This window comes from Psychrobacter sp. CR212 (assembly GCF_059693765.1).
Genome location: NZ_JCATIF010000002.1, coordinates 657932 through 683899 on the forward strand (window position 1 = coordinate 657932; position 25968 = coordinate 683899).

Consider the following 25968-nt stretch of genomic DNA (forward strand, 5'->3'; position numbering starts at 1 on the left):
TAGACGGTAAAAGCGCACGTAGTTTAGCATATAACCGTTATTTTCATAGTTAAGTTTACACTTGTATATTGAGATGAAATTGGCTTTTATCAAGTCCATCATCTGAACCATCGTACCGAAGCGAAGTACGATCTTGGGCTATAAGCCGCCACAAAAAAGCCAATCATGCTATAATAACGGCCGCTAAATTGACACTGTCAGCCATAATTGCCTGCTGATCTATCAGTGTCTAACTATTGTCCAAGCCATATAAACACACAAGCTAAGGGTTTTCATGAGTATTAACGCCGCCACATCTGCCACTACCGAAAATGAGACGACTACGATGCTCAATACAGACCATCCGTTTTGGCAGATTATTCGCACAGTACCAGACTTTCCAAAAGCTGGCATTGATTTTTATGATATTACCCCGTTACTGCGCAGTCATATTGATGCTGTCATTGATGCGCTGCTTGCCGCGTTGCCAGAGGGGCTGATGGATGAGGTGGATTGCTTAGGGGCTGTAGAGGCGCGTGGGTTTGTATTTGCAAGTATGCTGGCAGGGCGCTTGGGTAAGGGTATGATTTTACTACGTAAACCAGGTAAGCTACCACCACCTGTTGCCAATAAGGCCTATGCGCTTGAGTATGGCAAAGATACGCTTGAGATGCAAAACAACTTGCCACCTGAACGTGTGCTACTGGTCGATGATATCTTGGCGACTGGAGGCACATTGACGACCGCTTATGAGCTATGCCAATCGGCAAATCATACGGTGGTCGGTGCATTAGTTTTATTAGATTTGGTTGAGCTACATGGCGAGTTCCCAGTACCTGTCTATACGGTATTAAAGGCGTAAGTCTGATTGTTCAAGAAAGTTTATAGAGTATAAAAAAGCGCCCTGAAAATCATCAGGGCGCTTTTTTTGTGGTGAGTCTAATGATATTACGATTTGTTTTGCTCATAGCTTTTACAGGCGTACTCGATCAGCGTGCGACCAACACTTTTTGGTACGGTGATAATAAAGTCCTTGGTGGTCAGAATGGGTTTTTCTGATTGCCACGATTTGAGGACTTTATTATCAGCATTATAATCGACGTAAGCCCTTTTATAATAGCTGAAGTCTTTACATGAAATCAGTAATTGCTGATCGCTATGATGAATACTTTTCTCTTTTGTTGTGCCTGTGTCTGTCCCTTTTTCTTTTTGTGTCTCTTTTAATGTAGGGTAGGTTTTCAGCATAGAGACTGTGATATTTTCGACGTTTTTTTCGTCTATGATGTTGATGTCAGAGTGTTCGATAGAGTCTACATCTAAGCTAAACGTCGATCCAGAGTTACTCTTAGTCACTTCCACCCAATTGACTGCATGGGCGCTGGTCACTAAAACACTGCCTGCCAATAACATTGATAGCCGTTTCATACTTAAGCCTTGCTTCTTGGTATTTGAAGTCGCTCATGATAGCCAACTTACTATGGGCAGGCAAATATCTTTTGTGCGTTATGAGTATTGGCTGTGTCTACTTTATTACTCGCGCAGAGCCGCTAATGTCTGAGCAAGCTCATCACGTGCCCCAATAAAACCATCAATACCTTTTGGTAATAGATCTTGTGTGACTGTGTCTTGCTGATAGGCCGCGCTAAACTCTTTATGCGTCAAGCTCACTTGGCTCATCGCTTGCATATCCATGGACATGCTCGGCGATAACTGACGAGGCACATCAATATCCATGGCTGCCAGCTCATCGATTAGGTTGGGCGCAATGGTCAACAAATCGCAACCTGCAAGTGCCAATATCTGCTCAGTTGAGCGGAAACTCGCCCCCATGACTTGCGTATGATAGCCATGCTGCTTGTAGTATTGGTAAATAAGTTTGACAGATTGTACGCCCATATCCTCAGAAGCCGGTACATTTTGGCGGTTTTGCTGGCGTTTTTGCCAGTCCAAAATACGCCCTACAAAAGGAGAGATGAGCGTCACGCCCGCATCTGCGCAGGCGATTGCTTGATGCTGACCAAATAATAGGGTCAAATTGCAGTGGATGCCTTGAGTTTCAAGATAACGCGCCGCTTCAATGCCTTGCCAAGTTGCTGCCATTTTGATCAATACTCGCTCTGAGTCGATGCCAGCTTTTTGATAAGCGTCCATAAAAGCTAAGGCTTTATCGATCGTCGCCCCAGTATCATAAGACAAACGCGCATCGACTTCGGTAGAAACGCGCCCTTCAATAAGCGCCAAAATATCACAACCAACTTGAATGGTCAGGGCGTCAATCACTGCATCTACATCGCCATTATGGCGGCTCATGGTTTCTGATAGCATACCTTGGTTATCAGGATGAATGAGGGCTTTGGTGATGAGGCTTGGATTGGTGGTCGCATCGATAGGTTTTAGTCGGGCAATAGCAGCAAGGTCGCCAGTATCAGCGACAATGGTCGTCATGGTACGTAATTGTTGTAATGCGCTCATCAGATATCCTTTTTCTTATTAATGATATGGTGCTCCTCTTATATATCGCAGGGTAGGGAGCTGAATGGAAACTGTAACACAGTTTTCTACGTGTGTTTGCTCATAGTTGTGCTATGCGCCACTGTCATATCACTTAACTGTGATAATATTAATAATAATTTGCTGACTTATCACTATTTACGAATGGGCACTGACTCGAGTTTTTGCTATAGTAGAGCCGGTCATCCGTTGGTCTTATGTACTTGGCGACCAATATAGCAGTAATACCAGAGAACGCCAATGACGCGCGATGTTTCTGATAGACTGCTTTTGGATGATGGTTAAAATAGTTTTGGTCATTGACCGCTATTTACCAATGACTTCATAATGACACTCTCAAGCACTATCGGTATATAGAGATAGTCGAAGCATTTAAAAAACATAGTGAAATTTAGCAGATATTCATATCTAAATATTAATAATACCTAACAGTGATAAAATCTAAAAAGGATGGGCGGTAATGAGCGAGCAGTCACCAGAACAAACCATGGATAATCTAAATCAAACCGCCGCAGGCGCTAGCGACACCGCAACTGAAAAAGAATTTTTAGATAATATTCGCCAAAACATTGATGCGGTCGACTGCGAAATCCAAATACTCATCAATAATCGTGCCAAGCTGGCGCAACAAGTAGCAGCGGTAAAGAAAAACCACACGGCCGCTGATGACAATACCAATCCTATCTTTTATCGTCCTGAGCGTGAAGCACAGGTGTTAAAAGCGGTTATGGAGCGTAATACGGGTCCAATCGCTGACGAAAAGATGGCGCGTTTGTTCCGTGAAATCATGTCAGTATGCTTAGACTTAGAGGCGCCGCAGCGTATTGCTTTCTTAGGACCAGTTGGCACCTTTACCCATGCCGCTGCATTAAAGCATTTTGGCAAAGCTGCTGATACTGTGCCAATGACGACCATTACCGATGTATTTCGTGAAGTTGAAGCGGGCACGGCGATGTATGGCGTTGTCCCTGTCGAGAACTCTTCAGAAGGGGTGGTCAATCATACTTTGGACGGATTTTTATCTTCTACGCTAAAAATTATTGGTGAAGTTGAGCTACCGATTCATCAAAACTTCTTGGTCGCTGAGCATACTAAGCTTGATGGTTTGAGCCGTATTTATTCGCACCAGCAGTCATTGGCGCAGTGTCGTCATTGGCTAGATGTGAATTTCCCTAATGTGGAGCGCGTTGCGGTATCAAGCAATGGTGAAGCGGCGCGTCGCCTCAAAAACGAATGGCATTCAGCAGCAATCGCTGGCGACGTTGCGGTTGCAGAGTACGGCTTGCATAAGCTTTACTCAAACATTGAAGACAATCCAAGCAACACCACTCGTTTCCTTATCATCGGACATGAGGCCATTGCGCCTTCTGGTCAAGACAAAACCTCCATCGTGGTCTCAGCCCATGACAGAGCTGGTGCATTGATCGAGATCTTGAAACCGTTATCATATCACGGCGTCTCGATGACCAGTATCGAGACACGTCCTGAGCGTCCTAATAAGTGGGCATATGTGTTCTTTATTGATATGAACGGTCATATCAATGATCCAAATGTTAGCGCCGCTATCAACGATATTCGCCCATTGGTAAAAGATCTGCGCATCTTAGGCTCGTATCCAAAAGCAGTATTGTAGAGATATATTGGCTCATCTATTAGCTTGTTTATCTATCGAGATTGACACCTACGAGATTGACACCTAATAGATGGGCGATCGCATTTAGTGATAACCTCCAAGGATAAACCATGCAGCCTGATCAATTGACAGCATCAAACCTATCGCCATTAACGCCAGCTTATGACAGTATTCTGACGTTGGCACCTTATCAGACAGGTAAACCAATTGAAGAGCTGACGCGCGAATATGGTGTCTCAGATGTGGTGAAGCTGGCTAGCAATGAGAACCCGATGGGGCGCTCGCCGCGAGTGACACTAGCCATCACTGAGCAGTTGGGTCAATTGTCGCGTTATCCTGATGGCAATGGCTATTATCTGAAGCAAGCGTTGGCTGACTTTAATGATGTCAAGGTCGAGCAGATCACGCTTGGCAATGGCTCTGATGATTTGCTCGATATTTTGGCACGTAGTTTTGTGGGTGCTGATGATGCTATCGTCTATAGTCAGTATGCGTTTGTGGTCTACTCTATGCTGGCAAAGATGCAAGGCGCGATGGATGTTGAGGTGCCTGCTCAACGCTTTGGTCATGACCTAAAAGCCATGAGCCAAGCGGTACAAGATAATCCGAATACCAAAATCGTCTTTATTGCCAATCCGAACAATCCAACGGGTACGCAGTTAGAGCAAAAAGAGCTGCGCCAGTTCGTTGCCAGTGTGCCAAGCTCAGTCTTGGTTGTATTGGATGAAGCTTATATCGAGTATAGCCCTGAGAGTAACAACCGCGCATTGTTAGATGAGTTTGATAATGTCATCATTGTGCGTACGTTTTCTAAAGCTTATGGGTTAGCAGGTTTACGTGTGGGCTATGCCTTAAGCTCAGTAGCTGTTGCAGAGTTATTGAACCGAATTCGTCAGCCATTCAATGTCAGCCGTGTAGGCCTAGCTGCTGCCGCTGCGGCACTTGCTGATCAAGATTTTATCGAAAAAACGCGCCAGATGAATGATGAGCAAATGCGTTGGTTAGAAAAGCAGTTTGATACATTGGGGTTGGGTTTTGTGAAGTCGCATGCCAATTTCATTATGGTTGAAGTGCAGGTTGAGATGGAAGATATAACTGCCGCTTCAATCCATCAAGCACTCCTTGAGCAAGGCGTTATTGTTCGGCCATTGGGCGCTTATGGGCTGCCAAACTGGTTACGCATTACGGTAGGTGTGGCTGAGGACAATTTACGTTTGATTGATACTTTGCGTTCTATTCTCAGTGAAGACTAGAGCATGCCCCCAATTCAAACGTTTATCACCATTTTTAAAATAGGGACATGTCCTCATCACATCCATCGATATGTTTTGATCAAAGGTATTATTTAGTAAGAAGTGATCTTAACTAGCCATTAACTTATATAACGCTGGGATTTACCGAAATTTATCCGAGCACGTTCAACGAGAAAAGCCGTGAGTCGTCAGAAAAAAAACAATCTTCAGCCCTCTTTAAATATGCATCGACCTATATTCGAACAAGTTTGTGTGATTGGACTTGGGCTCATTGGTGCTAGCTTCGCGCAAGCTATTAAAGATAATGGCTTAAGTGAGCGTCTGGTCGCAGTCGATAGGCATGCACCAAGTATTACAGAAGCTATCGAGCATGGTCTGCTTGATGCTGGTAGTGCAAACCTACAAGACGTCATAAGCGGTAGTGATTTAATTATCATTGCAGTGCCTGTACAGGCAGTACAAGCAGTGTTTGTAGATATCAAACAGGCAATGGATAACGGACAGCTTGTCGCTGACTGTATCTTAACCGATGTCTGTAGTACCAAAGTCAATATCATTGACGCGGCCAAAGCGGTGTTTGGTTCGTTGCCGGTAGGTCTAGTGCCAGCGCATCCGATTGCTGGGGCTGAAAACTCAGGGTATCATGCCAGACGCGCCAGCTTGTTTGTCAACCATAGCGTCATTGTCTGCGAACTACCGACTACCAATACAAAGTCAATCGCAAGATTACGTCTATTGTGGGAAGCAGTAGGCGCAAATGTGATGTCTATGCCAGCTGATCACCATGATCGTATACTGGCGCATACCAGCCATTTGCCGCATTTGCTTGCCTTTAACTTGGTTGAGCAATTGGCAAGCCACGATGATAATTTAGATATGTTTCGTTATGCTGCCGGTGGGTTCCGCGATTTTACGCGTATCGCCGCAAGCGACCCTAAAATGTGGCATGATATATTTTTTGCCAATCAAAGCGCCATTGTGAGCGCCCTTGATGAGTATGGTGTCTATCTGCAAACCATGCGCCAGCTCATCATTGATAAAGATTCAACCGCCCTGATGGGACTTTTGGGCCGCGCGCAAGCCGCACGGCGACATTTCGGCCATATGTTAGCCAGCACCCCTTATACGGATACTTCTGCCATGTCAGCTTCTTATAATATTACCCCTAGCAATACTGTCTCTGGCACCATTGCCATTCCTGGTGACAAATCTATCTCGCATCGCAGCATTATGCTTGGCAGTCTTGCCACAGGCGTAACCCACGTTACTGGATTCTTGGAAGGGGAAGATGCCCTTGCAACGCTGCAAGCATTTCGTGATATGGGTGTCACGATTGAGGGCCCTGATAATGGTAATTTGACCATTCATGGTGTCGGTATGAATGGCCTAAAGCCTAGCAAAACGCCTTTGTATATGGGTAACTCGGGCACGAGCATGCGCCTGCTATCTGGTATCTTGGCGGCGCAATCATTTGATAGCGTGTTGACAGGTGATACTAGCCTAAACAAACGCCCGATGGAGCGTGTGGCTGCACCGTTACGCACGATGGGTGCCGTCATCCAAAGTACGGGTCATAGTGGTACGGCACCGCTTAGCATTACGGGTCGTGATACCGCTGGTAAGCCATTGCAAGGCACCGAATATGATATGCCGGTGGCGTCAGCACAAGTAAAATCTTGCTTGCTGCTAGCAGGTCTATGGGCCGAGGGTACGACAACGGTCACTCAGCCTGAAATCAGCCGTGACCATACCGAGCGTATGCTATCCGCTTTTGGTTATCCAGTAATTGTAGAAGGCAACCGTATCAGTGTCACCGGTGGCGGCACACTAACAGGTGGCGATATTGCGGTTCCTGCTGATATCTCATCTGCGGCGTTTTTTATGGTAGCCGCTGCTATTAGCCAAAATAGTGAGTTGACCTTGACGCAAGTCGGTATCAATCCTACGCGTACTGGCGTTATTGATATTCTAAAATTAATGAATGCAGATATTAGCCTAAGCAATGAGGCCCATGTTGGCGGCGAGCCAGTGGCTGATATTACGATTCGCAGCTCAAACTTGGTCGGTATTGAGATACCAGAGCATCTCGTACCACTAGCGATTGATGAGTTCCCTGTACTGTTTGTCGCGGCTAGCTGTGCCAAAGGGCGTACCGTCTTGACTGGCGCCAAAGAGTTACGCGTCAAAGAGTCGGATCGTATTGCGGTGATGGCAGAGGGCTTACAGACGCTTGGCATCGATTGTACCGTCACTGATGATGGGCTGATTATTGAAGGCAAAGGCACTGTTACCGAGAACGGCGACATAAATAATAGCCAGCCTGTCTTTGGTGGTGGCCACATTGTCTCGCATCATGACCACCGTATTGCGATGAGTTTCTCTGTTGCGAGTCTGCGTGCTGCTGAGCAAATTACCATTGAGGGGGTTGAGACGGTCAATACCAGCTTCCCAGGTTTTGCTGAGCTGGCTAACCAAATCGGTATGTCTATTCAAGTGGATACTGATGCTGAATAAATGAGTGAGTACGGATCAACATTTTCCTATAATCATGCACTGTAAAGCATCCATAAAAAGCTCAATCTAATATCGTTAGCAATGTACTCATGTCACTATTGGCATGAGTATATTGCTTTTTATCTTATAATTTCACTGTAGTGACCCTGCGCTTTCACCACTAAATTGATAATAATCAGAATTAGGTGAGGGTGCGCTTTGCTCTAAAAAGTTGTCCTGTATTATGACTACCCAAAATGTCGTCAAAAAACCTGTTGCCCCGATTACCACAACCAGACGCGGTATTATCACTGCCCTTGTTGCCTTTTTTATCTGGGGTGGTTTCCCTTTATACTTCAAGCAATTATCCAATTATGATGCAACAGAGATTATCGGGCACCGTATTGTTTGGACGTTTTTTTGCCTACTCATTGTATTGGTAGCGACCAAGCGTTGGGGGTGGATAGAGACGCTCAAACAAAACCCAAGATGGATCGCGTTGTCACTCGTCTCTGGGTTAATTATCGCAACCAACTGGCTGACCTATGTATGGGCGGTCAATCATGATCGTATCCTTGAGGCCAGTTTGGGATACTTTATTGGGCCATTGGTAGGTGTTGGCTTATCGATGATTTTATTCAAAGAGCGCCTGCGCACGCTACAATGGGTAGCCATTGGCTTTGCACTACTGTCTGTGGTCATTCAAGTGGTGATGCTTGGTAGTCTGCCGTGGATATCATTGATTTTAGCATTCAGCTTTAGTACTTATGGCACCATTCAGCGGCAAACCCCATTGACTGCTGTCGATGCTATGTTTGTTGAAACGGCCATGCTAGTACCCTTATGTATTTGGTGGTTTTGGCAGTCAGATGTCGTCAGCCATCAGCTAAGCTTTTGGTTCAGCTCAAACATTTGGTTATTGATGCTCGCAGGCCCGATTACGTTGATACCGCTTTTATTATTTAATAAATCGACCAAGCTTGTGGCATATAGTATCTTAAGCTTTATGAATTATCTGACGCCGACCTTTATTTTCTTCTTAGCGGTATTTTATTACAATGAACCATTTGATCTACATCGTCTGGCAGTATTTGGTTTGATTTGGTTAGGGTTACTCTTATTTAGCATTGATCTGTGGCGACATCGTCCAAGTAAAGTGTTAAAGGCTGAGCGTCTCCGTGAAGAGGCTTTATAATCGGTTAATTAAAAAATCAAAAATACGAACAAAAAATTAGCAAACAAGGATGGAAGCATGTTTCATACCCAGTCTGATGTGGTATTTATAAAAGGTCTAAAAGTTGAAGCGGTCATTGGTGTGTTTGATTGGGAGCGCGCCATTACTCAGCCGTTACTGATCGATATCGCGCTTGAAACGAACATTAGCCGTGCCGCTGTGTCCGATGATGTCAGCGATGCGCTAAGCTATAAAGAAGTATGCGATGATGTGAGCGAGTGGTGCAAAGAGATTAAAGCAAAGCTGCTTGAGCATTTGGCCGGTCAGATCTCTGATAAGATATTTGCAAAGTATGACTGTCAAAAAATTACGTTGAGCATTGCTAAGCCGACTGCTATTGCCCAAGTAGATGCGGTAGGGGTACAAATAACACGTTATGCGCCAGCATCAACTAACGAGTCAGCTACTAAAGACGTTACCAAAGAAGTTAATGATAGCCAAGCCGATGATGCATAAAACGTCAATGGATTTGAATATGGCAACGCTAACACAATGCGCACCTCAAACTCTGCAAGCGCAGTCTGTGGTAGAGGTGATGTTAGCGCTGGGTAGCAACTATCAAGCCAAAAAATATCTACCGCGTGCTCGAGAGAGTTTGGCAGCGCTGGGTGAGATACGACTATCTACGGCTTTTCAAAACCCTGATTTTACTGCAACCTTGGAACAGCCAAAGCCTGACTATACCAATCAGTGTATTCATCTAGTACTGACCACACCGATGAGTCTGCAACAATTACAGCAAACCTTTAAAATGCTTGAAGGTGATTGTAATAGACGTCGACAGACTAAGCCAAATCAAGTACGGCGAGTGACGATGGATATTGATATTTTAATGATTAAATTGGCTACTATAGAAAATAGCCTAAGCAAAAAACTGGTGTCTAAATCAATATCTGATTGGATTGTAATGGCCGATCGTTATCCCTTCAAGGCGCATGAAATTGTAGGGATTGAAGAGTTAACTACATTTACTGATTAGCTGTTTGAATAGCGTTTTGAGAAAAAATTGATAATAAATAGACAGTTAGTGGGGTGACTTATTTTAACTCACACTGATAACATCTGATATTTTTGCAGTAGATAAGACTAAGGGGCGTAAAATGTATTGTACGCCCCCTAGTTTTATTTGTTTTACTGAAACTCTCGTATTCACTTCTGCTCGTTATCTGCTGCATCGATATCAGCACGACCAATCACATCTAAATCCTCTAGACAAAGCTTATCGTATTTCTTTTTACAAAAATTAGGATCGATATCACACATTGCTGACTGCAACTGATCGAGACGATTCTCTGATTGCTGAATGTGTTCGAGCATTTTAGCAAACGCTTCTGCAACGGGATCTTGTGAATAGGGATCGATACCATAGGCACGAAAGGTATTGGTGCGTTTTGCAGTAGAGGTGGTGTCAGCTGCTTGATCCTTAACGCTCTCGCCAGCTTGCGCGACTTTTTCTTGTTGCTTGGCATCTTGTACTTTTGTCGCGATGGGATTGCCTTTTTCATCGTGATGATCTGAGATCATACGAGCAGCACTGCCAACCATCGTAGCGCCTGCTGGTACTGGTTTGACTACCACTGCATTCGAGCCAATTTTGGCGTTTTTGCCGACTGTAAATGGCCCTAAGACTTTTGCACCAGCACCGACCGTTACACCGTCTTCTAGCGTTGGGTGGCGTTTGCCATTATTCCAAGACACACCGCCTAGAGTAACACCGTGATACAACGTCACATCGTTGCCAATCTCAGCAGTCTCACCGATGACGACCCCAACACCATGATCGATAAAAAAGCGCTTACCAATCTTGGCAGCAGGGTGAATCTCAATACCTGTAATAATACGCGAGCCATATGAGATGACGCGAGCCGCCAGTTTCTGTTCATGATTCCACAGACAGTGCGCACCGCGATGTAGAATGAGCGCATGGATACCTGGATAGGTTAGGATGACTTCCAGACTATTGCGTGCTGCAGGATCGCGGTTAAATACCGCATCGATATCTTCTTTCAGATCTTTTTTGATGCTGACAAGCGATCTGAACAATTTGGATGGCAATGACATAAAGCGTCCTATCTATTCGTCGGTAAAGTAGCGTTGCTAAAGTAGCAATGTCTTTATTTTATGGTCATGATGGTTAAATAATGATGAGAGTATATTGTTGCTCATTTTTTCTAAGTTATAACAGCTTTGTACCGCAAAATATAGTAAAAAGCTGTCAAATGAAAGCGAGCTGATAAACAATGACTTGTTTTAGTCTTTGGATAATTTTGCAATCAAAGCACTTAATAGCTGATACTCTTTTTGATCAAGCTGTAGGCGTGACCCAAGTCTAGACAAGCGTGATGGCAATGACTTTAGATGTTCGCTATTTGCCAGACCGCGCTGTACCATAAGGTCAGTAGTACGCTGAGTGAGCTGTTGCAGCTGCTGCTGATTGATAGCAGGCTCATCCCATTGCTGACGCAAATTCACGTTGATTGTCGATTGGGAGTCGTTGTTCTCGTATAAGTTGTTCGCTGTCTGAGTATGCGTTTGAGCATAAGCAAAAATAAAGCTGCCAATGACTTGCACTGCTGAGGCGACATTTAGTACAGGATAAGCAGGATTGGCGTCGATTTGAATGTGATAATCAGCATAAGCCAACTCTTCATTGGTCAACCCACGATCTTCACGCCCAAATAATATAGCGATATTTGGTTTGCTAGAAACAGCGTCTGATGAGGTGTCAGCGTTATTATCATTTGCACTTAAAGCCGACTGTGTATCAATAAAATCAAACATAATCTTAGCGGCTTGCGTGGGTGTCACAACAGGGCGCGGCATATGACGACTGCGGCTGCTGGCTGCAAATACCAGCTGACAGTCGGCAATGGCAGACTCTAGAGTAGGTGCGATCACAGCAGATGACAGCAGCTCACTACCACCTGCCGCATGAGAGACACTGGTCTCATCAATTGGCAATTTGGGGTCGACAACGGTCAAACGGGACAAGCCCATTGTATGCATGGCGCGCGCGGCTGAGCCGATATTAGCAGGCAACGTCGTATTGACCATCACAACTTGTAAGTAGTCGAGGTAGTCATTCACTGTACGGGGTTGCTCAGTAGATGATAAAGAGTCGTTACTCATTATTGTCCCAATCTTTGATTGATTTCTTGTTCAGCACGTTGTAATGCGGCGGCAATCTCTTCAATAAGATCTGCTTGCTCACTGATGCGGCGCTCGCGGCAATATTCTTGTAGCTGGCTGCTAAGACGAACCAGCTGAGTCGTACCCAAATTGGCACTTGCGCCTTTTAGGGCATGAGCGGTTTCAAAGCCATTGGCGTTATCATCTTCTTGTTGAGCGATTCGCAGTGCTGCAACACGTTTTTGACTGTCATTGAGGTACACTTGTATCAGCTCGACAAAATCTTCTTCTAGCAAGTCACGCATGTCTTCGAACTGTTCGTGATTGATAATCTCTTCATCAGTCTGACCAGTCATATTATTATTCGTCATGTCAGTCATGGTTTTATCCAATTGTTAAAAGTTAAAGCAGTCAAATTACTATAGTAGATTTTTGGTGGGATTGTGCATTTTAGCTGTAATGAAAGTGTAAATTATCTTCACTAACTAACGTCTTCAGTTGTTGCAAGTTATCATCGTTCGGGTAAACCCGCCAATGTTCGGATAGTCCCACATTTGCGATACCATAAACGTCATACACGCTCAAACCAAGTGGCAAGCAGTTATCATTGATAGAAGTATCTGTATTACTGAGCGCATTGTTTGCATAACTTTGGGGCATGCTATTTTGATTCATTGCGTCATGGTTCATATCGTTCTCTAGAGCCAGTAAGTCATTGCCATTTTCATCATACAAACTGCCGCCCATGGCAGGGTCGTAAGTGTTACTACCACTATTGCCTAGCTCATCTTGCTCTTGATTATAAGCCAAGCGTGGCTCAGGTATGATATCAGCCTGTGCAGATTTGAGTAATGGTTGCAAGCGTGTGAGTAGGTCGATATCGCTGCCATGAACTTTGATGCTGATTTTTTTGAGCCAACGCAGGCGCGCATCGACCATGCTCATGGCACTATCAAGACGCGCAAACAAGCGCCCATCACGCTCACGAATACTGCCTTTGATAATGACGACTTCATCAATTTTTAGTTGCTCTTTGACACGGTTGAAACGCTCAGCATAGCAGCTGACTTCCAATCTCGATGTGCCATCATCTAAAGTAATCACATTACGATTGCCAAAGTTAGCGATATCTATAATGAGTCCTGCAAAATAGCAGCTACCGTTATAACCAGTATCTGCCAGTTTATTAAGACGAGCGCCTGAGGTATAGCGCTTTAATTCATCTAAGTATTCATTAATTGGATGACCAGTTAAGTATAATCCTAAGGTGTTCTTTTCCGCTTTTAGGCGATGCTTGTCACCCCAGATCAGCTCTGGCGTCATCACGAATGGCGGTGCTGCCACAACACCGTCCATTTCGCCAAACAAATCCATCATGCCAAGCTCGTTGTTCTGCCGATCTTGCTCAGCCGCTTGCACCGCGCTTGGCAGTTGGCTCATCAGTGCACCGCGAATCTCGTAAGCTTCATCGGCTGGTAAGTCGGGTCGTAGCGTCGCAGCAAAGTCATCAAAACAGCCAGCACTGACCAATGCTTCGAGAGTACGCTTATTGACTTTTTTGATGTCCACACGGCGGCAAAAATCATATAAGTCTTTGAAGGGTCCATCCGTTCGACGAGCATTAACGATGGACTCGACAGCCCCTTCACCTACGCCTTTGATCGCCCCAAGACCATAAATGATATTGGTTGGGGTGTCTGCGACAAAGTGCCACTCGCTGCGATTGACTGACGGATTGACCACCGTCAAATCAAAGTTTTCACGGCAATCATTGATAAAGAACACCACATTGTCGGTGTTGTTCATATCGGACGTTAATACTGCCGCCATAAATTCAGCAGGATAGTACTGCTTGAGATAAGCCGTCTGATAGGCAAGTACCCCATAAGCCGCAGAATGCGAGCGGTTAAAACCATAACCTGCGAACTTTTCCATTAGGTCAAACACGCCGCCTGACGTGACTTCATCGATGCCTTGTGAGGTTGCACCAGTGACAAAGATATCGCGCTGCTTTGCCATCTCTTCAGGTTTTTTCTTACCCATCGCGCGGCGCAGCATATCAGCACCGCCCAAACTATAACCTGCCATCACCTGTGAGATTTGCATCACCTGTTCTTGATAGACGATAACGCCGTTAGTATTTTCTAAAATCGGCTCAAGATTGGGATGGTCATAAATGACCTCTTCACGACCGTGCTTACGGTCGATATACATCTCTACCATGCCGGCATCAAGCGGACCGGGACGATAGAGCGCACACATGGCGATCACATCTTCGATATTGGTCGGCTGCAGTTTGGCCAAATACTTTTTCATGCCCATACTTTCTAGCTGAAAGACGGCGGTTGTTTTGGCATCTTGCAGCAACTTATAGGCTTTAACATCATCTAACGGCAAATCTTCCAATACCAATGCGGGCACGTTTTCTTTTGCACGGCGCAAGTTGATATTCTCAACCGCTGCGTTGATGACCGTTAAGTTACGTAGACCCAAAAAATCAAACTTTACCAACCCGACGGCTTCTACATCGTCTTTATCAAACTGGCTGACACGGTGCCCATCGTCATCACAATAAATCGCACTAAAGTCCGTGATTTTATGCGGCGCAATCAGTACGCCACCGGCATGTTTACCAACGTTTCGGCAGACACCTTCAAGCTTAATCGCCATCTCCCAAATCTCAATGGCATCTTCATAATCCATATTGTCAGGGTTAGAGATCAAGTCTTTGAGCTGCGGTTCTTGCTCAAGCGCTTGGCTTAGGGTGATACCGGGAGTTTTGGGAATGAGCTTCGATATTTTATTGGCTAAAAAGTATGATTTGCTTTGGACGCGTGCCACATCTCGCACGACCGCTTTTGCGGCCATCGTACCAAAGGTAATAATCTGTGAAACCGCATCACGACCGTAGGTTTGCGCCACATAGTCAATCACGCGATCACGACCTTCGATACAAAAGTCGATATCGAAATCGGGCATCGATACCCGCTCAGGGTTCAAGAAGCGCTCAAATAGTAGATCGTAATGAATCGGATCAAGGTCGGTAATGTTTAATGCGTATGCAACCAAGGATCCTGCACCAGAACCACGTCCAGGACCTACTGGCACGCCATTGGCTTTCGCCCAGCGGATAAAGTCCATCACAATTAGGAAGTAACCCGGGAAGCCCATGGATAGAATAATATCCAACTCATAGGCGAGGCGCTCGTCATATCTTTGACGGAAATCGCTCCAATTGTCCGTACGGGCCTCAACAGGAAAAAGCTTATCTAAGCGCTCTTCCAGACCGCGCTGCGACTCGGCCCGAAAAAACGATTCAATCGTCTCGCCTTCAGGGACAGGGAAGTCGGGCAGTACATTAATGCCCAGCGTTAAGGTCACATTACAGCGAGTCGCCAAGTGTAAGGTGTTGTCAACCACCTGCGGAATATCAGCAAACAGCTGCGCCATTTGCTCTTGGGTTTTGAGGTATTGCTCATCTGAGTAGGTTTGCGGACGACTGGGATCAGCTAAGACATAAGAGCCTGCGATACACACGCGGGCTTCATGCGCATCAAAATCCTCTTGCGCCAAAAAACGCACATCATTATGCGCAATGATGGGGATATGGTGTTTGGCACCTGAGTGAATGGCTGCTCTAATAAAAGCGTCCTCGCCTGAGCGATTGGTACGCTTGATGGCAAAGTATAAACGATCACCAAATTGCGCTTGCCACTCGGTGAGCAGCTCATCGGCTTTTTCTGGCATAGAGCCAACCAGTGCTTGGCCTACGTCGGACTTTTCGGTCAGTAGAACAATGACGCCTGCTGCATGTTCTAGAATATGACTGCGTTTAATCACAGGTGTGCCATGATTGACAGGGTCAGCGCGACCTTCGGTAAACCCAAGCGACACGATACGGGTAATGTTTTGATAGCCTTCGTTGTTCATCGCGAGTAGGGTGAGGCGTGTGTCTTCATTATCCATAATGACTTCGCTGCCGATAATGGGCTTGATACCCGCGCCTAGGCAAGCACGATAAAACTTCACCGTGGCATATAAATTGGACAAATCAGTCAAAGCCAGCGCCCGCTGATTGTCAGCTGCCGCCGCTTTCACGAGCGGCTTGATGCGCACGATAGAATCGGTGATGGAATATTCGCTGTGGATACCAAGGTGTACAAATGCCATAGAAGACTCTTACTAGTACGATCAAAAGAAATAAGCTAGCGATAAAATACAGGATGATTATCAATCATTTGTAGTGTTATCGAGAGGTGGTTAAGACCTCGGTAGCCATGTTGATACGCTTTAAATGGGGTCGTTAATAATAGCATTATTTGTGGCATGCAGCCACCGATTGCAAGGGTTTAATCTGAGGGATGTGAATTATCATGTCAATTTAATTACGTAAGAAATGATATAAAAAAACCCTCAACAAGGTAAAGTGCGGAGGGCTATATACTTGATAAGTAATGACAATTTGACTTAGTACCCAACCACCGCTGCATCCACAATACGGGGATCAGAAGATCCATACAGGCCGTTTGGTGTGAGCATAATCGACTGCGTGGAGCCCATGGCGGACTTTGGACTGACCGTGTGCCCCATAGATTCAAGCTTTTTGACCGTATCGACATTGAGCGCTTTTTCAATCCGAATCTCATCAGGGAGCCACTGATCATGAATACGCGGTGCGTGAGTTGCCTCAGCGATATTCATATCATGATCAATGACGTTAGAGATAATCTGGGTGACGGTCGTGATGATGCGACTGCCTCCTGGGCTGCCCGTAACGATATACGGTTTGTTGTCTTTAAATACCAGCGTTGGACTCATCGAGGAGAGCGGACGCTTATTGGCTTCAACAGCATTTGCGTCACCACCAATCAATCCGTAACCATTGGGTACACCCGGCTTGGCAGAGAAATCATCCATTTCGTTATTTAACAAAATACCTGTGCCGTCAGCCACGAGACCAGTGCCATAAGAGAAGTTCAACGTATAGGTGTTGGCGATGGCATTGCCGTCTTTATCCACAATAGAGAAATGCGTGGTTTGATCGCTCTCATAAGGGAGCGGGTTGTTTGCTTTGATGGTCGAGGCTGGCGTGGCTTTATTGGGGTCAATCAGTGTACGCAGTTTATCCGCATAGGCTTGTGACGTTAGGCCGCTAGCAGGTACGTCGATAAAGTCAGAATCCCCTAGGTACTCAGCACGATCTGCATAAGCCAGTTGCATTGCTTCCGCCATCAAGTGAATGGTCTGTGCGCTGTTTTGACCATAGTCCCCCAGTGGATAGCCTTCTAAGATATTTAATATTTCGATAATGTGAATACCGCCAGAGGAGGGCGGTGGCATAGAGACAATCTCATAACCACGGTAATCGCCTTTGACAGGCACGCGGGCGATGGCTTCGTAATCGGCTAAATCCTGCAAGCTCATGCTACCGCCTGCTTCATTGACGGCTTTTACGATGTCACGCGCGGTTTTCCCTTTATAAAATCCGTCTGCGCCTTGTACCGCGATTCGCTTTAGCGAGCGGGCAAGCTCAGGCTGCTTTAACCGCTCACCCGGCTGATAAGCGCTGCCATCAGGCTTGAAAAATACCTTTTTGGTGCTTGGCCATTTTTGCAAGCGATCACTCAAAGCAGTAAGCGATTCGGACAAACCTGCGGTAACCTCTATACCGTCTTCTGCCAATGCGATTGCTGGTGCCATGACTTGCTCGCGGCTCATGGTGCCATGCTCTTCTAATGCTTTTAGTAGCCCTGCTACTGTCCCCGGCACCCCAACGGCTAAGCCATGATAACGAGATAAGTCACTGACTGCGTTGCCCTCATCGTCGAGATACATATCGCGAGAGGCGCTACTGGGTGCTTTTTCACGATAATCAAGCGCGACGGTTTTGCCTTGCTTGGCGTCATAAATCATCATAAAGCCGCCACCACCGATGTTGCCAGCACGTGGTAAGGTCACAGCAAGGGCAAAGCCAACCGCAACCCCAGCATCTACCGCATTACCACCGTCTTTCAAAATCTGTAAACCGATGTCAGAAGCCAGCGCTTCTTGGGTGGCGACCATACCATTTTTTGCCCATACTGGATGATGAATTGTATCTTCAGAGTAGATAGCCTGATCGCTATTGGTAGTGGTTGATACGGTGCTACTGGTTTTGGCTCGTGTGATGCGTTTGGTTTCAGATACGACGGTTGGGTTGTCCGTCATGATGGCTAGATTGATGGCATTGGTATTGATCGAGGTGTTGTTGACCGTGGGGCTGTTGGCTGAAACGGTTGGCTCTAGTGCATGGGCTGAGACAGACAGTAGTAGCGCACTCGTAATAAGGGCTGCGCTAGATTTTAATTGGTTATGAGTCTTGGGTTTTTTTTGCTGAGTAATTCGATGCTGGTGAGATAATGATGGTGACATCGCAAAGTCCTTTTTGGGCGAGTAGAAAAAACAGGGTATCAAATCAATACACTTAAATAGTAACGAAAATATCAAATAGTAGAAAGTTGTTTATCATATTTTGTCATTTGAGTTTTTATATGATGTGCAGTATGAGTGGTCTTCTATCGATATATATATAATTAGTGTCATGTAAATTGTGCAGAGAAGCTCACTAACCAGTGAAGATTTTCTTTAAAAATAAGTCTTAATATTACTAAATTGTAACGTCTTGTGATATAAAGTACAGTACTAATGTACATCCGTTAACGACTGGCTATAAAGAGATTTTTATGTCATCAAACCATGTTAATAACCGTAATCGACAGTGCCACTCTGAGATGGCGAGTAATTATTTGCCTATCATTAACAATAAAAATAATAATGGTCATGTATCTCAAACAAGCAAATTAACCTCTATCGCTTTGCTAGTTGGTAGTGCGTCGCTTGTGCTTACAGGTTGTCAATCAAATCCGACTGCCTCAGCGGATGTGGCAGCCTCCAGTACCCTTATGGATTTTAGCACTGCAAATCCTGCTCAGAGCCAACGTCAAGGTCGCGCTTTTACGGCTAGTCAAGAGGCCCAAGCTGAGCGTTACGCGCAACTGTTTAATCAAGAAAAATATCCCAACACTGAGCACCAAGCCAAGGCGCATTTATTGGCAGCGATTCGCCAGCATTTGGCAACAGAGCATGTGGCCGTCGCGCAAGTCAATTACCAAGCAGTACCATTTATCGATGCCGATAGTATTGATGCAGGCTCAAGCAGCTTACTTAGAACGATTATAGAGACCTATGCCTATCAGCCTGAGGGAATGTACGATAGTAGCGATGATGAAGCGCAAGCTGAGGCTAGAGCAGAATTAGCAGCGGTAGGTGTAGAGTCGAATAAATGCAATGAAAACGAAGATGATGACGCTTATGAAGTCTGTGTGGTAGAGGGTATTAACTACGATCATGATGATGCGAAAGATTCGATAGAGTCCGACTATCCTAGTGACTATGTTAAGTCTAGAGCAGAAGCTGAAGCAGAAAGAAAGGCCATTGCTGCTATATTGGCTGAAGCAGGGGAGAATGAGCCGACGAGCAGTGATGCTAGCAGCGATAACGAGTATGCCTACGATGCAGCAGATGATTACAGTAGTGACGACTATAATAATTATGATGAATACAGTAGCGGTGGTGAAGGCATGCTCTCCGGCATGTCAGGGTTAAACCCGAAAACAATGGCTGCAAAATATGAAGCCATGCAAATGGCAAAACAGCAAGCTAAGACAGAGCCGACCAATAGCGAGGAGCTATCAATGTCTTCTACTGGCTTGATTGGTAACATACTGACGATGTTCAGCCGCACTCCTGAGCAAATCGCTGCATCCAACGCCTATCAATATCAGCATTTGACATTCAATAGCGTCAGTCAGTACAACCCAAAACAGCGGCAATTACAAAGTGTCTATAGCTACGACTATGCCACGCCAACCATCAGCTCATCCATACAGATACCAGTGGCATTTGATTTTAACAACAGCAGTGTCACGCTCGACCCATCGGCAATCATGCCAATCGTTGCGCTCGTCAATCCTGAGAACACCCCATTACCCTCGCAGATGGCCTCACATACGGTCAGCTTTGGTTTGCCTGAAAGTATCACGGCGCAGTTGCCGCCCGCGGTACTCTATGATGCAGTGCTAAATGCCATACAGAGCAGCATGGCAGAGTTGGCACCTGAGCATTTTAGCGCCGTAGATATCAAAGGTGATGCGTTTGCCAAAGAAGTTGGCGCGACTCGAGCAGTAAAAGTTTATTTTGGCAGTCAGCAAAGTGGTGAAATGATTGGTAAGACTCTGAAATATGTGACCAAGTCGTTGCAAGAGTATGTGGATGCCCATCTAGAAAAATATCCTGATGGAGCCATGCTAAAAGCCGCGCTTGCCAAAGTTCAGCTATACAACAAAGACTATCAAAGTGCGGATGTGGGTTCGTTATTGCAGTTTATCGAAGCCATTGGCCCTATCTCTTTTAATCAGATTAATTACTATTATTTAGATGACTCAGATCGCCTGCTTGCCAAGCAGCAGCGCGTCAATATCGGTGGTGATTTACTTGGCTCTACGACGACCATGCTCAATCAAGTCCGCTATGATAAAGCCAGCTTTAAAAGACATGCCCTAACGCCATTGCTGGCGGAATCGTTTGGCTCAAATGCGGTAGCGCCTATCGATGGTAATGCATGGATAGCAGCACAGCGCCAGAAAAAAGACAGGCTACAAACGGCACGCTATGCGCGCTACGATTATGAGGATGGCAGCTTAGAGACTGATTATAGTAGTGACGAATATGACAATCGTTATGATGCAGAATCAATCGATGAGAGCCGTATTGGCGATGCTAAAGATGATAATGAAAAATAGAGACGACGTCGCATTATCTTATCGCATTTACGCATATGTCTATTAAGGATAAAAAATGAAAACAGCACATCAAACGCTTACACTACGTCTGTCATCTATGATAAAAAATCACTTATTATTGACCAGTACATTGCTGTCAGGAGCATTACTCTTAACGGGTTGTCAATCTGCCAATTTGAACCAGTCAAATGCATTGATCGTTAAGCAATCACCTAGCACCGCTAAAAAGACATTAGCGACTGCATTACAAAAACAGCGCCGCCAATCGTTTAGCTACCATAGTAATATCGAGATCAGTAACCATCAGCAGCGTACGGCGACATCTGGCACACAAGTCGTGGCATCAGATTATGTGGATGCACATTGCGAAGAGACGCATGACCAAGCCTATGCGGCATTGATCATGCAGGCAGAAAAACAAAACAAAGATATCCTAGCTGCGGATTACGATGACAAGCGTGATGCTCTTAAACAGTCTTATTTTGAGTGCGTCGATGCTTACCATGCATGGGATGATCATCAGTATGATAGTGATGTTAAGGTCGCGCCAGATTATCAAGCACTATTTGACAATTATGAAGACAAACCAAAGCCGCTAGATATAAAAAAAGCGCAACTGCTAGATGAGTACTTGCTAAAACCGTTATCTATCGATGCTCAAGGCATCTATCAGCCCATGGCGGGCAAGGCGACGATGCTCGCCAGCGCTCAGTATCAAGCGCGCAATCATCATAGCAGTATCAATCAGCCTGTCTATGTCGACATGAAAAATGGTGATATCTATTTATGGGCAGATAATGTTGCGATGATAAACTCTGAGCTATTAGACGATAAGCTTGGCACCAAATGGCGAAACAAATGGTTAAAAATAGCCATTGATGATGGAACGCTCCCTAAAGGATTCGGTAGTGAGGTGATAAAAAGCCACTTTGCTGCATCGGATATGACTTATGAGGCGGCGCCTGTTAGCCAGTTCGATTATGTCGCGCCTAGTACGCTTGCATCGCTGTCTCCCAAGTTGCCGGCGCATCAGCTATCAGCAATGCTCTCAACTGACCAAGTGATTCGCCGAGTACAAAGTTTTGATAGCTATCAAGACGATTATCAAAATTATCTGCAAATCTTCTACAAGCGCATTAGCCAAAAATATCCAGAGCTGGTAAAAGAAGCCGAGCCTATGACAGCCTTTGAGACGATTCAAAGCTCAAAGGAACTCACTAGTAAAGCGATGGTGCAAACAATACTGGCTATGATAAATGCTCAAATAAATGATGAAGATAAGACGGAATCTAAAGTCGCTGCAAACGCTACAGTAGAAGAGCTATATGGATTTGACAAACGTGGTCAGCTCAAATGGCAGCATCTGCACCGCCAATTAGATAACACTGGCAAAACTGCGCCAGATAAAAGTATGACAATAGATATCTTGCAGCAGTATTCTGCTACTAATGGCAAAGATAAGGCATTTCCGAATCTGCCAAATAATGTTCAATCACCGAACGCCAGCAATAGCATTGATATGCGAGAATACGGCCCTAAGCTGTTGCAATATTATCGTGACGGTAATGGCACAGCAGTGGGTAAAATGATATTTAACATGATGCCAATGGCGAAAGCGCGTTTTGGGGCGACAGACTAACTGGAAGATAGCATCATTGAGTGTTAAGTAGGATACTGTCGTAAAAAAGCGCATCGTATAAACGGTGCGCTTTTTTTAATATGGCCATCACTTATGTTGTGACAGATTTTTTACATGCCTTGATGATGTGGCTTGTCATGGCCTTTACGATCTTTTAAGTGCTTACGATCTTTTTCTTGTCTTTCTGATTTGAGCTGTTCCATTTTTGCACGCTGCTCAGCGGTCAACACCTGAGAGATGGCATGCTCAGTTTGGACGCGCTCAATAAAGCGCTGTTTTGCTTTTGCCGCTTGCTGATCGGCCAAACGGTTTACCGCTGCGTTGTTCAACGTACTTGCATTGGTCAATGCTTGTATTTGTTGTTCCATTTGTGCGCGTTCTGCCTGATGTTTTTCACGGTCAGCTACGCGGTCGCCATGCTTTTCTTGCATGATGGCTTTGATTTGCGCTTGCTGCGTCGCTGTTAGATCCAGTTTTGACATTGGGCCTCTCATGGCGCCGTCTTTATGGTTCTTTTGCATTTGATTCATTGGCGCGGTGTCAGAGGCTGCATTGACACTAGAACATGCTGTCACAGTAAATACGCTAGAAGCTGCTAATACTGAGCCCAATAATAATTTTTTCATGATGACATCCTTTAATTACCGTGAGTTTGGTTAAGTAAATACTAAAGTCTTATCTTGCAAGCATCGCGTTTTAAGCGCTATTAATCGTTGTGATTAGTCGTCTTAAAAGTGCAGGTCTTGCGGTTGATAGAAGCTATCTTACGGTAGTTAAAGGTTACGAACATTTATGAAGTATTAAGAAAGGTAACGTTTATAGCGAATTGACACGCGCTTGCCTGATAATATGGGCAAGTAAATGAATGAAAGCCAATTAAAATCATGGAAAGGAGGTGAGTGTGCCAAATATATTGATAGGTGATGATGATGATGAATTGACTCAGTTACTACAAGAGTATTTGCACAACCATGGTATTCATTGCGACTGTGTCCATGATGGGGCGGCAGTTATACAGCGATTAAAAGCGGTGGCGCACGATGATTCCGCTTATGATTTACTCGTCCTTGATATCATGATGCCAAAAATAGATGGGCTAAGTGTGCTGCGGCAACTGCCAAATATCAGTGATATCCCTGTGATTATGCTGACGGCAAAGGGTGAGGAGATTGATCGTATTATTGGTTTGGAGCTGGGCGCTGACGATTATATCACCAAGCCCTGTAACCCCCGCGAGCTACTGGCACGTATCAATGCTGTGATTAAGCGTACCAACACGACCACGTCTGAGCATACGCCGCTACCAGAGAGTCGCTTGCATCTTGATCAAAACCAGCGTGTTTGTGAAATAGATGGTGTGGCGCTACAAGTGACGGGAACAGAGTTTGACTTACTCGTGGCGCTGCTCAAGCAAAAAGGGGAGGTAGTGAGCAAAGCATACCTGTCAGAGAATGTCTTGCAGCGTGAGTTGCAGCCTTTTGATCGTAGCCTTGATGTGCATGTGTCTCGCCTGCGCAAAAAACTTCAGCCTTTTCATGACGAACCAATAAAAGCGGTGCGCGGTAAAGGCTATCAACTGGTGCTCTAATGATAAAAACTTCCAGCAGTCCCATCAAATCACCGAAATTCAAAGTGCGAATCACGCTGTTTTGGCGTTTATTCCTGAGTCTATTACTGACGATACTAATTACCTCACTATTATCCATTATGGTGGAGCGTTGGCTGGCTGAAAAAGAGCTGACGGCTCGTATGGACGTACAAATTGAGAGTCTATTAATTCAGCGTCAAGAGATGGTCGATGCGCTGCGAGTGGGTGATTTGATAGCTGTCAGGCAGATGTATCGTCAAGATCGACGCCTCATGAGTCAAATCAGAGTCTACGATGAGCAAGGCGCTATTATATTTCCGCGTTATCGAGATAGAGAAGAGCGCACGCAAGGACGTGGGCAGAGCGGCCAGCAGTCGATGGAACGTGCCATGCAGCAACCACTGCCGCCACCGCCTAGAGCTTACGATAATAAACCAAGCAATCTGAATGATGAGATGCCCATAAAACAGCCTTCTGTTTTGCACGAGATCCTAAAACCAATAATGTCGAGCAGTGCTGCGATAGCGGATATTGATGCGCGTCCTGAGCTGGCAGACATCTCGGTTGAACTGCCTGATGGACAATCAGTCATCATACAGTTGCGCCCGCATCTACGTTTTGCAGACGTGGTGGAGCTACAGCATGGCAATTTTCCCATACGTTTATTATTGATTATTGCTTTTAGTGTATTAGTTTGTGTCTGGCTTAGCCGTACGTTGACTCAGCGTATTGGACGTGTACAGAGTACCGTGCACCGTATGATTGATGGGGACTATCAAGCCAATCCAGCGCTATCAAAAATGGGTGATGATGAGCTGGGATTACTGGCCAAAGACGTGGCTCATTTGTCAACGAGACTGGCTGATAGTGAGCTGGCGCGTAAGCAGATGCTCAGTGATATCTCGCATGAGCTGCGCTCACCGCTCGCGCGTCTCGATGTTGCAACTGAGCTGACTCGTGATTTTGCACCCAACGCCCATCGTTATTTAGACCGTATTGACAAAGAGTCTGCGCGGATGAATGAGTTAATTGAGCAAATTATCCATATTCAATCCCTACAAATGCAGCAATACACGATTGATAATTTGGAGAGCGAAGCCGTCGATTTGTCCGAGATTATCAGTGACATCGGGCAGGATGTGTGTTTCGAGTTTCAGCACAAAGAGGTTAGATGGCAGTGGCAACCACCTGAATATTCATTTGGCAATGACTTAAAAAGCGCTTGGACAGTACAAGGCAATCAAGAGCAGCTGCATAGTGCACTTGAAAATGTCGTTCGCAACGCTTTTATGCATACGGCAGCGGGCTCAACAGTCATCGCTGAGATGAACGCGGTGCAGATAGATAATAAGATGCCTGCGATTCAAATCAGTATCACGGACGAGGGCGGCGGCGTCGCTGACGATGACTTAGAGCGTATCTTTCAACCATTTGTCCGTCTCGACACGGCTCGTCATCGTGATACTGGCGGTTACGGGTTGGGGCTGGCTATTGTTCATGCTGTCGTGATGGCGCATAAGGGATATATCAACGCCCATAATCGACGAGATGGTGTACTAGGATTGGTGGTGCAGATAGTATTACCGATTAAATAGTAAAATTTATCATGAGGAAAAAGCTCAACGTATCAGTAGATGCTTTTCATGGATTGATGTTTCATATTCTATCC

At 45.4% G+C, this 25968-nt stretch carries 19 protein-coding genes; 11 read left to right on the plus strand and 8 right to left on the minus strand.

The annotated features are described in order from the left end of the window. The first annotated feature begins 274 nt into the window (after positions 1-274). Positions 275-841: an adenine phosphoribosyltransferase gene (locus AC58CZ_RS07045; RefSeq protein WP_494224919.1), complete on the plus strand. Its 567-nt coding sequence runs from the start codon at positions 275-277 to the stop codon at positions 839-841. Positions 842-927: 86 nt separating this feature from the next. Here AC58CZ_RS07045 and AC58CZ_RS07050 read toward each other — a convergent pair whose 3' ends face one another. Beyond that, positions 928-1404, minus strand: coding sequence for a hypothetical protein (locus AC58CZ_RS07050; protein ID WP_494224918.1), 477 nt, complete (start codon positions 1402-1404; stop codon positions 928-930). A 105-nt stretch (positions 1405-1509) separates the two neighbouring features. Beyond that, positions 1510-2451, minus strand: coding sequence for a transaldolase family protein (locus AC58CZ_RS07055; protein ID WP_494224917.1), 942 nt, complete (start codon positions 2449-2451; stop codon positions 1510-1512). A gap of 499 nt (positions 2452-2950) precedes the next feature. Here AC58CZ_RS07055 and pheA point away from each other — a divergent pair, with 499 nt between their 5' ends. From pheA to AC58CZ_RS07085, 6 genes are all read left to right on the plus strand, one after another. Further along, positions 2951-4123, plus strand: coding sequence for a prephenate dehydratase (gene pheA, locus AC58CZ_RS07060; RefSeq protein ID WP_494224916.1), 1173 nt, complete (start codon positions 2951-2953; stop codon positions 4121-4123). A gap of 110 nt (positions 4124-4233) precedes the next feature. After that, positions 4234-5376: a histidinol-phosphate transaminase gene (gene hisC, locus AC58CZ_RS07065; RefSeq protein ID WP_494224915.1), complete on the plus strand. Its 1143-nt coding sequence runs from the start codon at positions 4234-4236 to the stop codon at positions 5374-5376. A 222-nt stretch (positions 5377-5598) separates the two neighbouring features. Continuing rightward, positions 5599-7890, plus strand: coding sequence for a bifunctional prephenate dehydrogenase/3-phosphoshikimate 1-carboxyvinyltransferase (locus AC58CZ_RS07070; RefSeq protein ID WP_494224925.1), 2292 nt, complete (start codon positions 5599-5601; stop codon positions 7888-7890). A 223-nt stretch (positions 7891-8113) separates the two neighbouring features. After that, entirely contained in the window at positions 8114-9064 is a 951-nt protein-coding gene (rarD, locus tag AC58CZ_RS07075; RefSeq protein WP_494224914.1) for an EamA family transporter RarD, read from the plus strand. A gap of 57 nt (positions 9065-9121) precedes the next feature. Next, positions 9122-9559, plus strand: a complete 438-nt coding sequence (folB, locus tag AC58CZ_RS07080; protein ID WP_494224913.1) for a dihydroneopterin aldolase — start codon at positions 9122-9124, stop codon at positions 9557-9559. A 19-nt stretch (positions 9560-9578) separates the two neighbouring features. Then, positions 9579-10082 carry a 2-amino-4-hydroxy-6-hydroxymethyldihydropteridine diphosphokinase gene (locus AC58CZ_RS07085; protein ID WP_494224912.1) on the plus strand — a complete coding sequence of 168 codons (504 nt, stop codon included), beginning with the start codon at positions 9579-9581 and terminating at the stop codon, positions 10080-10082. Positions 10083-10252: 170 nt separating this feature from the next. Here AC58CZ_RS07085 and cysE read toward each other — a convergent pair whose 3' ends face one another. The 5 genes from cysE to ggt form a co-directional block, all read right to left on the minus strand. After that, the gene (gene cysE, locus AC58CZ_RS07090) at positions 10253-11164 is read right to left on the minus strand and encodes a serine O-acetyltransferase (protein WP_186474601.1); all 912 of its coding nucleotides are present in this window, start codon (positions 11162-11164) and stop codon (positions 10253-10255) included. Between the two features lie 189 nt (positions 11165-11353). Then, positions 11354-12232, minus strand: a complete 879-nt coding sequence (locus tag AC58CZ_RS07095) for a TrmH family RNA methyltransferase (protein ID WP_494224911.1) — start codon at positions 12230-12232, stop codon at positions 11354-11356. Beyond that, positions 12232-12612: an Hpt domain-containing protein gene (locus tag AC58CZ_RS07100; protein ID WP_494224910.1), complete on the minus strand. Its 381-nt coding sequence runs from the start codon at positions 12610-12612 to the stop codon at positions 12232-12234. The genes AC58CZ_RS07095 and AC58CZ_RS07100 overlap by 1 nt, the downstream gene beginning before the upstream one ends. A gap of 70 nt (positions 12613-12682) precedes the next feature. Then, positions 12683-16402, minus strand: a complete 3720-nt coding sequence (gene dnaE, locus AC58CZ_RS07105) for a DNA polymerase III subunit alpha (RefSeq protein WP_494224909.1) — start codon at positions 16400-16402, stop codon at positions 12683-12685. A gap of 297 nt (positions 16403-16699) precedes the next feature. After that, positions 16700-18643, minus strand: a complete 1944-nt coding sequence (gene ggt / locus AC58CZ_RS07110; RefSeq protein ID WP_494224908.1) for a gamma-glutamyltransferase — start codon at positions 18641-18643, stop codon at positions 16700-16702. 311 nt (positions 18644-18954) lie between these two features. On the opposite strand from ggt, the gene AC58CZ_RS07115 reads away from it, so the two are divergent. After that, positions 18955-21072 (plus strand): hypothetical protein, encoded by a 2118-nt coding sequence (locus tag AC58CZ_RS07115; RefSeq protein WP_494224907.1) that lies wholly within the window; start codon positions 18955-18957, stop codon positions 21070-21072. 55 nt (positions 21073-21127) lie between these two features. Beyond that, positions 21128-22711: a hypothetical protein gene (locus AC58CZ_RS07120; protein WP_494224906.1), complete on the plus strand. Its 1584-nt coding sequence runs from the start codon at positions 21128-21130 to the stop codon at positions 22709-22711. 110 nt (positions 22712-22821) lie between these two features. On the opposite strand, the gene AC58CZ_RS07125 is transcribed toward AC58CZ_RS07120, so the two are convergent. Next, positions 22822-23337 carry a Spy/CpxP family protein refolding chaperone gene (locus tag AC58CZ_RS07125; protein WP_494224905.1) on the minus strand — a complete coding sequence of 172 codons (516 nt, stop codon included), beginning with the start codon at positions 23335-23337 and terminating at the stop codon, positions 22822-22824. A 275-nt stretch (positions 23338-23612) separates the two neighbouring features. Here AC58CZ_RS07125 and AC58CZ_RS07130 point away from each other — a divergent pair, with 275 nt between their 5' ends. After that, complete coding sequence (locus AC58CZ_RS07130) at positions 23613-24299, plus strand: response regulator (RefSeq protein ID WP_494224904.1); 687 nt, start codon at positions 23613-23615, stop codon at positions 24297-24299. Further along, positions 24299-25894, plus strand: coding sequence for an ATP-binding protein (locus AC58CZ_RS07135; RefSeq protein ID WP_494224903.1), 1596 nt, complete (start codon positions 24299-24301; stop codon positions 25892-25894). Before AC58CZ_RS07130 ends, AC58CZ_RS07135 begins: the two co-directional genes overlap by 1 nt. The last annotated feature ends 74 nt before the right edge of the window (positions 25895-25968 follow it).

Excerpts from the sequence above, each read along its gene's own strand:
- AC58CZ_RS07045 (WP_494224919.1), top strand. The coding sequence starts at position 275 with ATGAGTATTAACGCCGCCACATCTGCCACTACCGAAAATGAGACGACT.
- AC58CZ_RS07050 (WP_494224918.1), bottom strand. The coding sequence starts at position 1,404 with ATGAAACGGCTATCAATGTTATTGGCAGGCAGTGTTTTAGTGACCAGC.
- AC58CZ_RS07055 (WP_494224917.1), bottom strand. The coding sequence starts at position 2,451 with ATGAGCGCATTACAACAATTACGTACCATGACGACCATTGTCGCTGAT.
- pheA (WP_494224916.1), top strand. The coding sequence starts at position 2,951 with ATGAGCGAGCAGTCACCAGAACAAACCATGGATAATCTAAATCAAACC.
- hisC (WP_494224915.1), top strand. The coding sequence starts at position 4,234 with ATGCAGCCTGATCAATTGACAGCATCAAACCTATCGCCATTAACGCCA.
- AC58CZ_RS07070 (WP_494224925.1), top strand. The coding sequence starts at position 5,599 with ATGCATCGACCTATATTCGAACAAGTTTGTGTGATTGGACTTGGGCTC.
- rarD (WP_494224914.1), top strand. The coding sequence starts at position 8,114 with ATGACTACCCAAAATGTCGTCAAAAAACCTGTTGCCCCGATTACCACA.
- folB (WP_494224913.1), top strand. The coding sequence starts at position 9,122 with ATGTTTCATACCCAGTCTGATGTGGTATTTATAAAAGGTCTAAAAGTT.
- AC58CZ_RS07085 (WP_494224912.1), top strand. The coding sequence starts at position 9,579 with ATGGCAACGCTAACACAATGCGCACCTCAAACTCTGCAAGCGCAGTCT.
- cysE (WP_186474601.1), bottom strand. The coding sequence starts at position 11,164 with ATGTCATTGCCATCCAAATTGTTCAGATCGCTTGTCAGCATCAAAAAA.
- AC58CZ_RS07095 (WP_494224911.1), bottom strand. The coding sequence starts at position 12,232 with ATGAGTAACGACTCTTTATCATCTACTGAGCAACCCCGTACAGTGAAT.
- AC58CZ_RS07100 (WP_494224910.1), bottom strand. The coding sequence starts at position 12,612 with ATGACTGACATGACGAATAATAATATGACTGGTCAGACTGATGAAGAG.
- dnaE (WP_494224909.1), bottom strand. The coding sequence starts at position 16,402 with ATGGCATTTGTACACCTTGGTATCCACAGCGAATATTCCATCACCGAT.
- ggt (WP_494224908.1), bottom strand. The coding sequence starts at position 18,643 with ATGTCACCATCATTATCTCACCAGCATCGAATTACTCAGCAAAAAAAA.
- AC58CZ_RS07115 (WP_494224907.1), top strand. The coding sequence starts at position 18,955 with ATGTCATCAAACCATGTTAATAACCGTAATCGACAGTGCCACTCTGAG.
- AC58CZ_RS07120 (WP_494224906.1), top strand. The coding sequence starts at position 21,128 with ATGAAAACAGCACATCAAACGCTTACACTACGTCTGTCATCTATGATA.
- AC58CZ_RS07125 (WP_494224905.1), bottom strand. The coding sequence starts at position 23,337 with ATGAAAAAATTATTATTGGGCTCAGTATTAGCAGCTTCTAGCGTATTT.
- AC58CZ_RS07135 (WP_494224903.1), top strand. The coding sequence starts at position 24,299 with ATGATAAAAACTTCCAGCAGTCCCATCAAATCACCGAAATTCAAAGTG.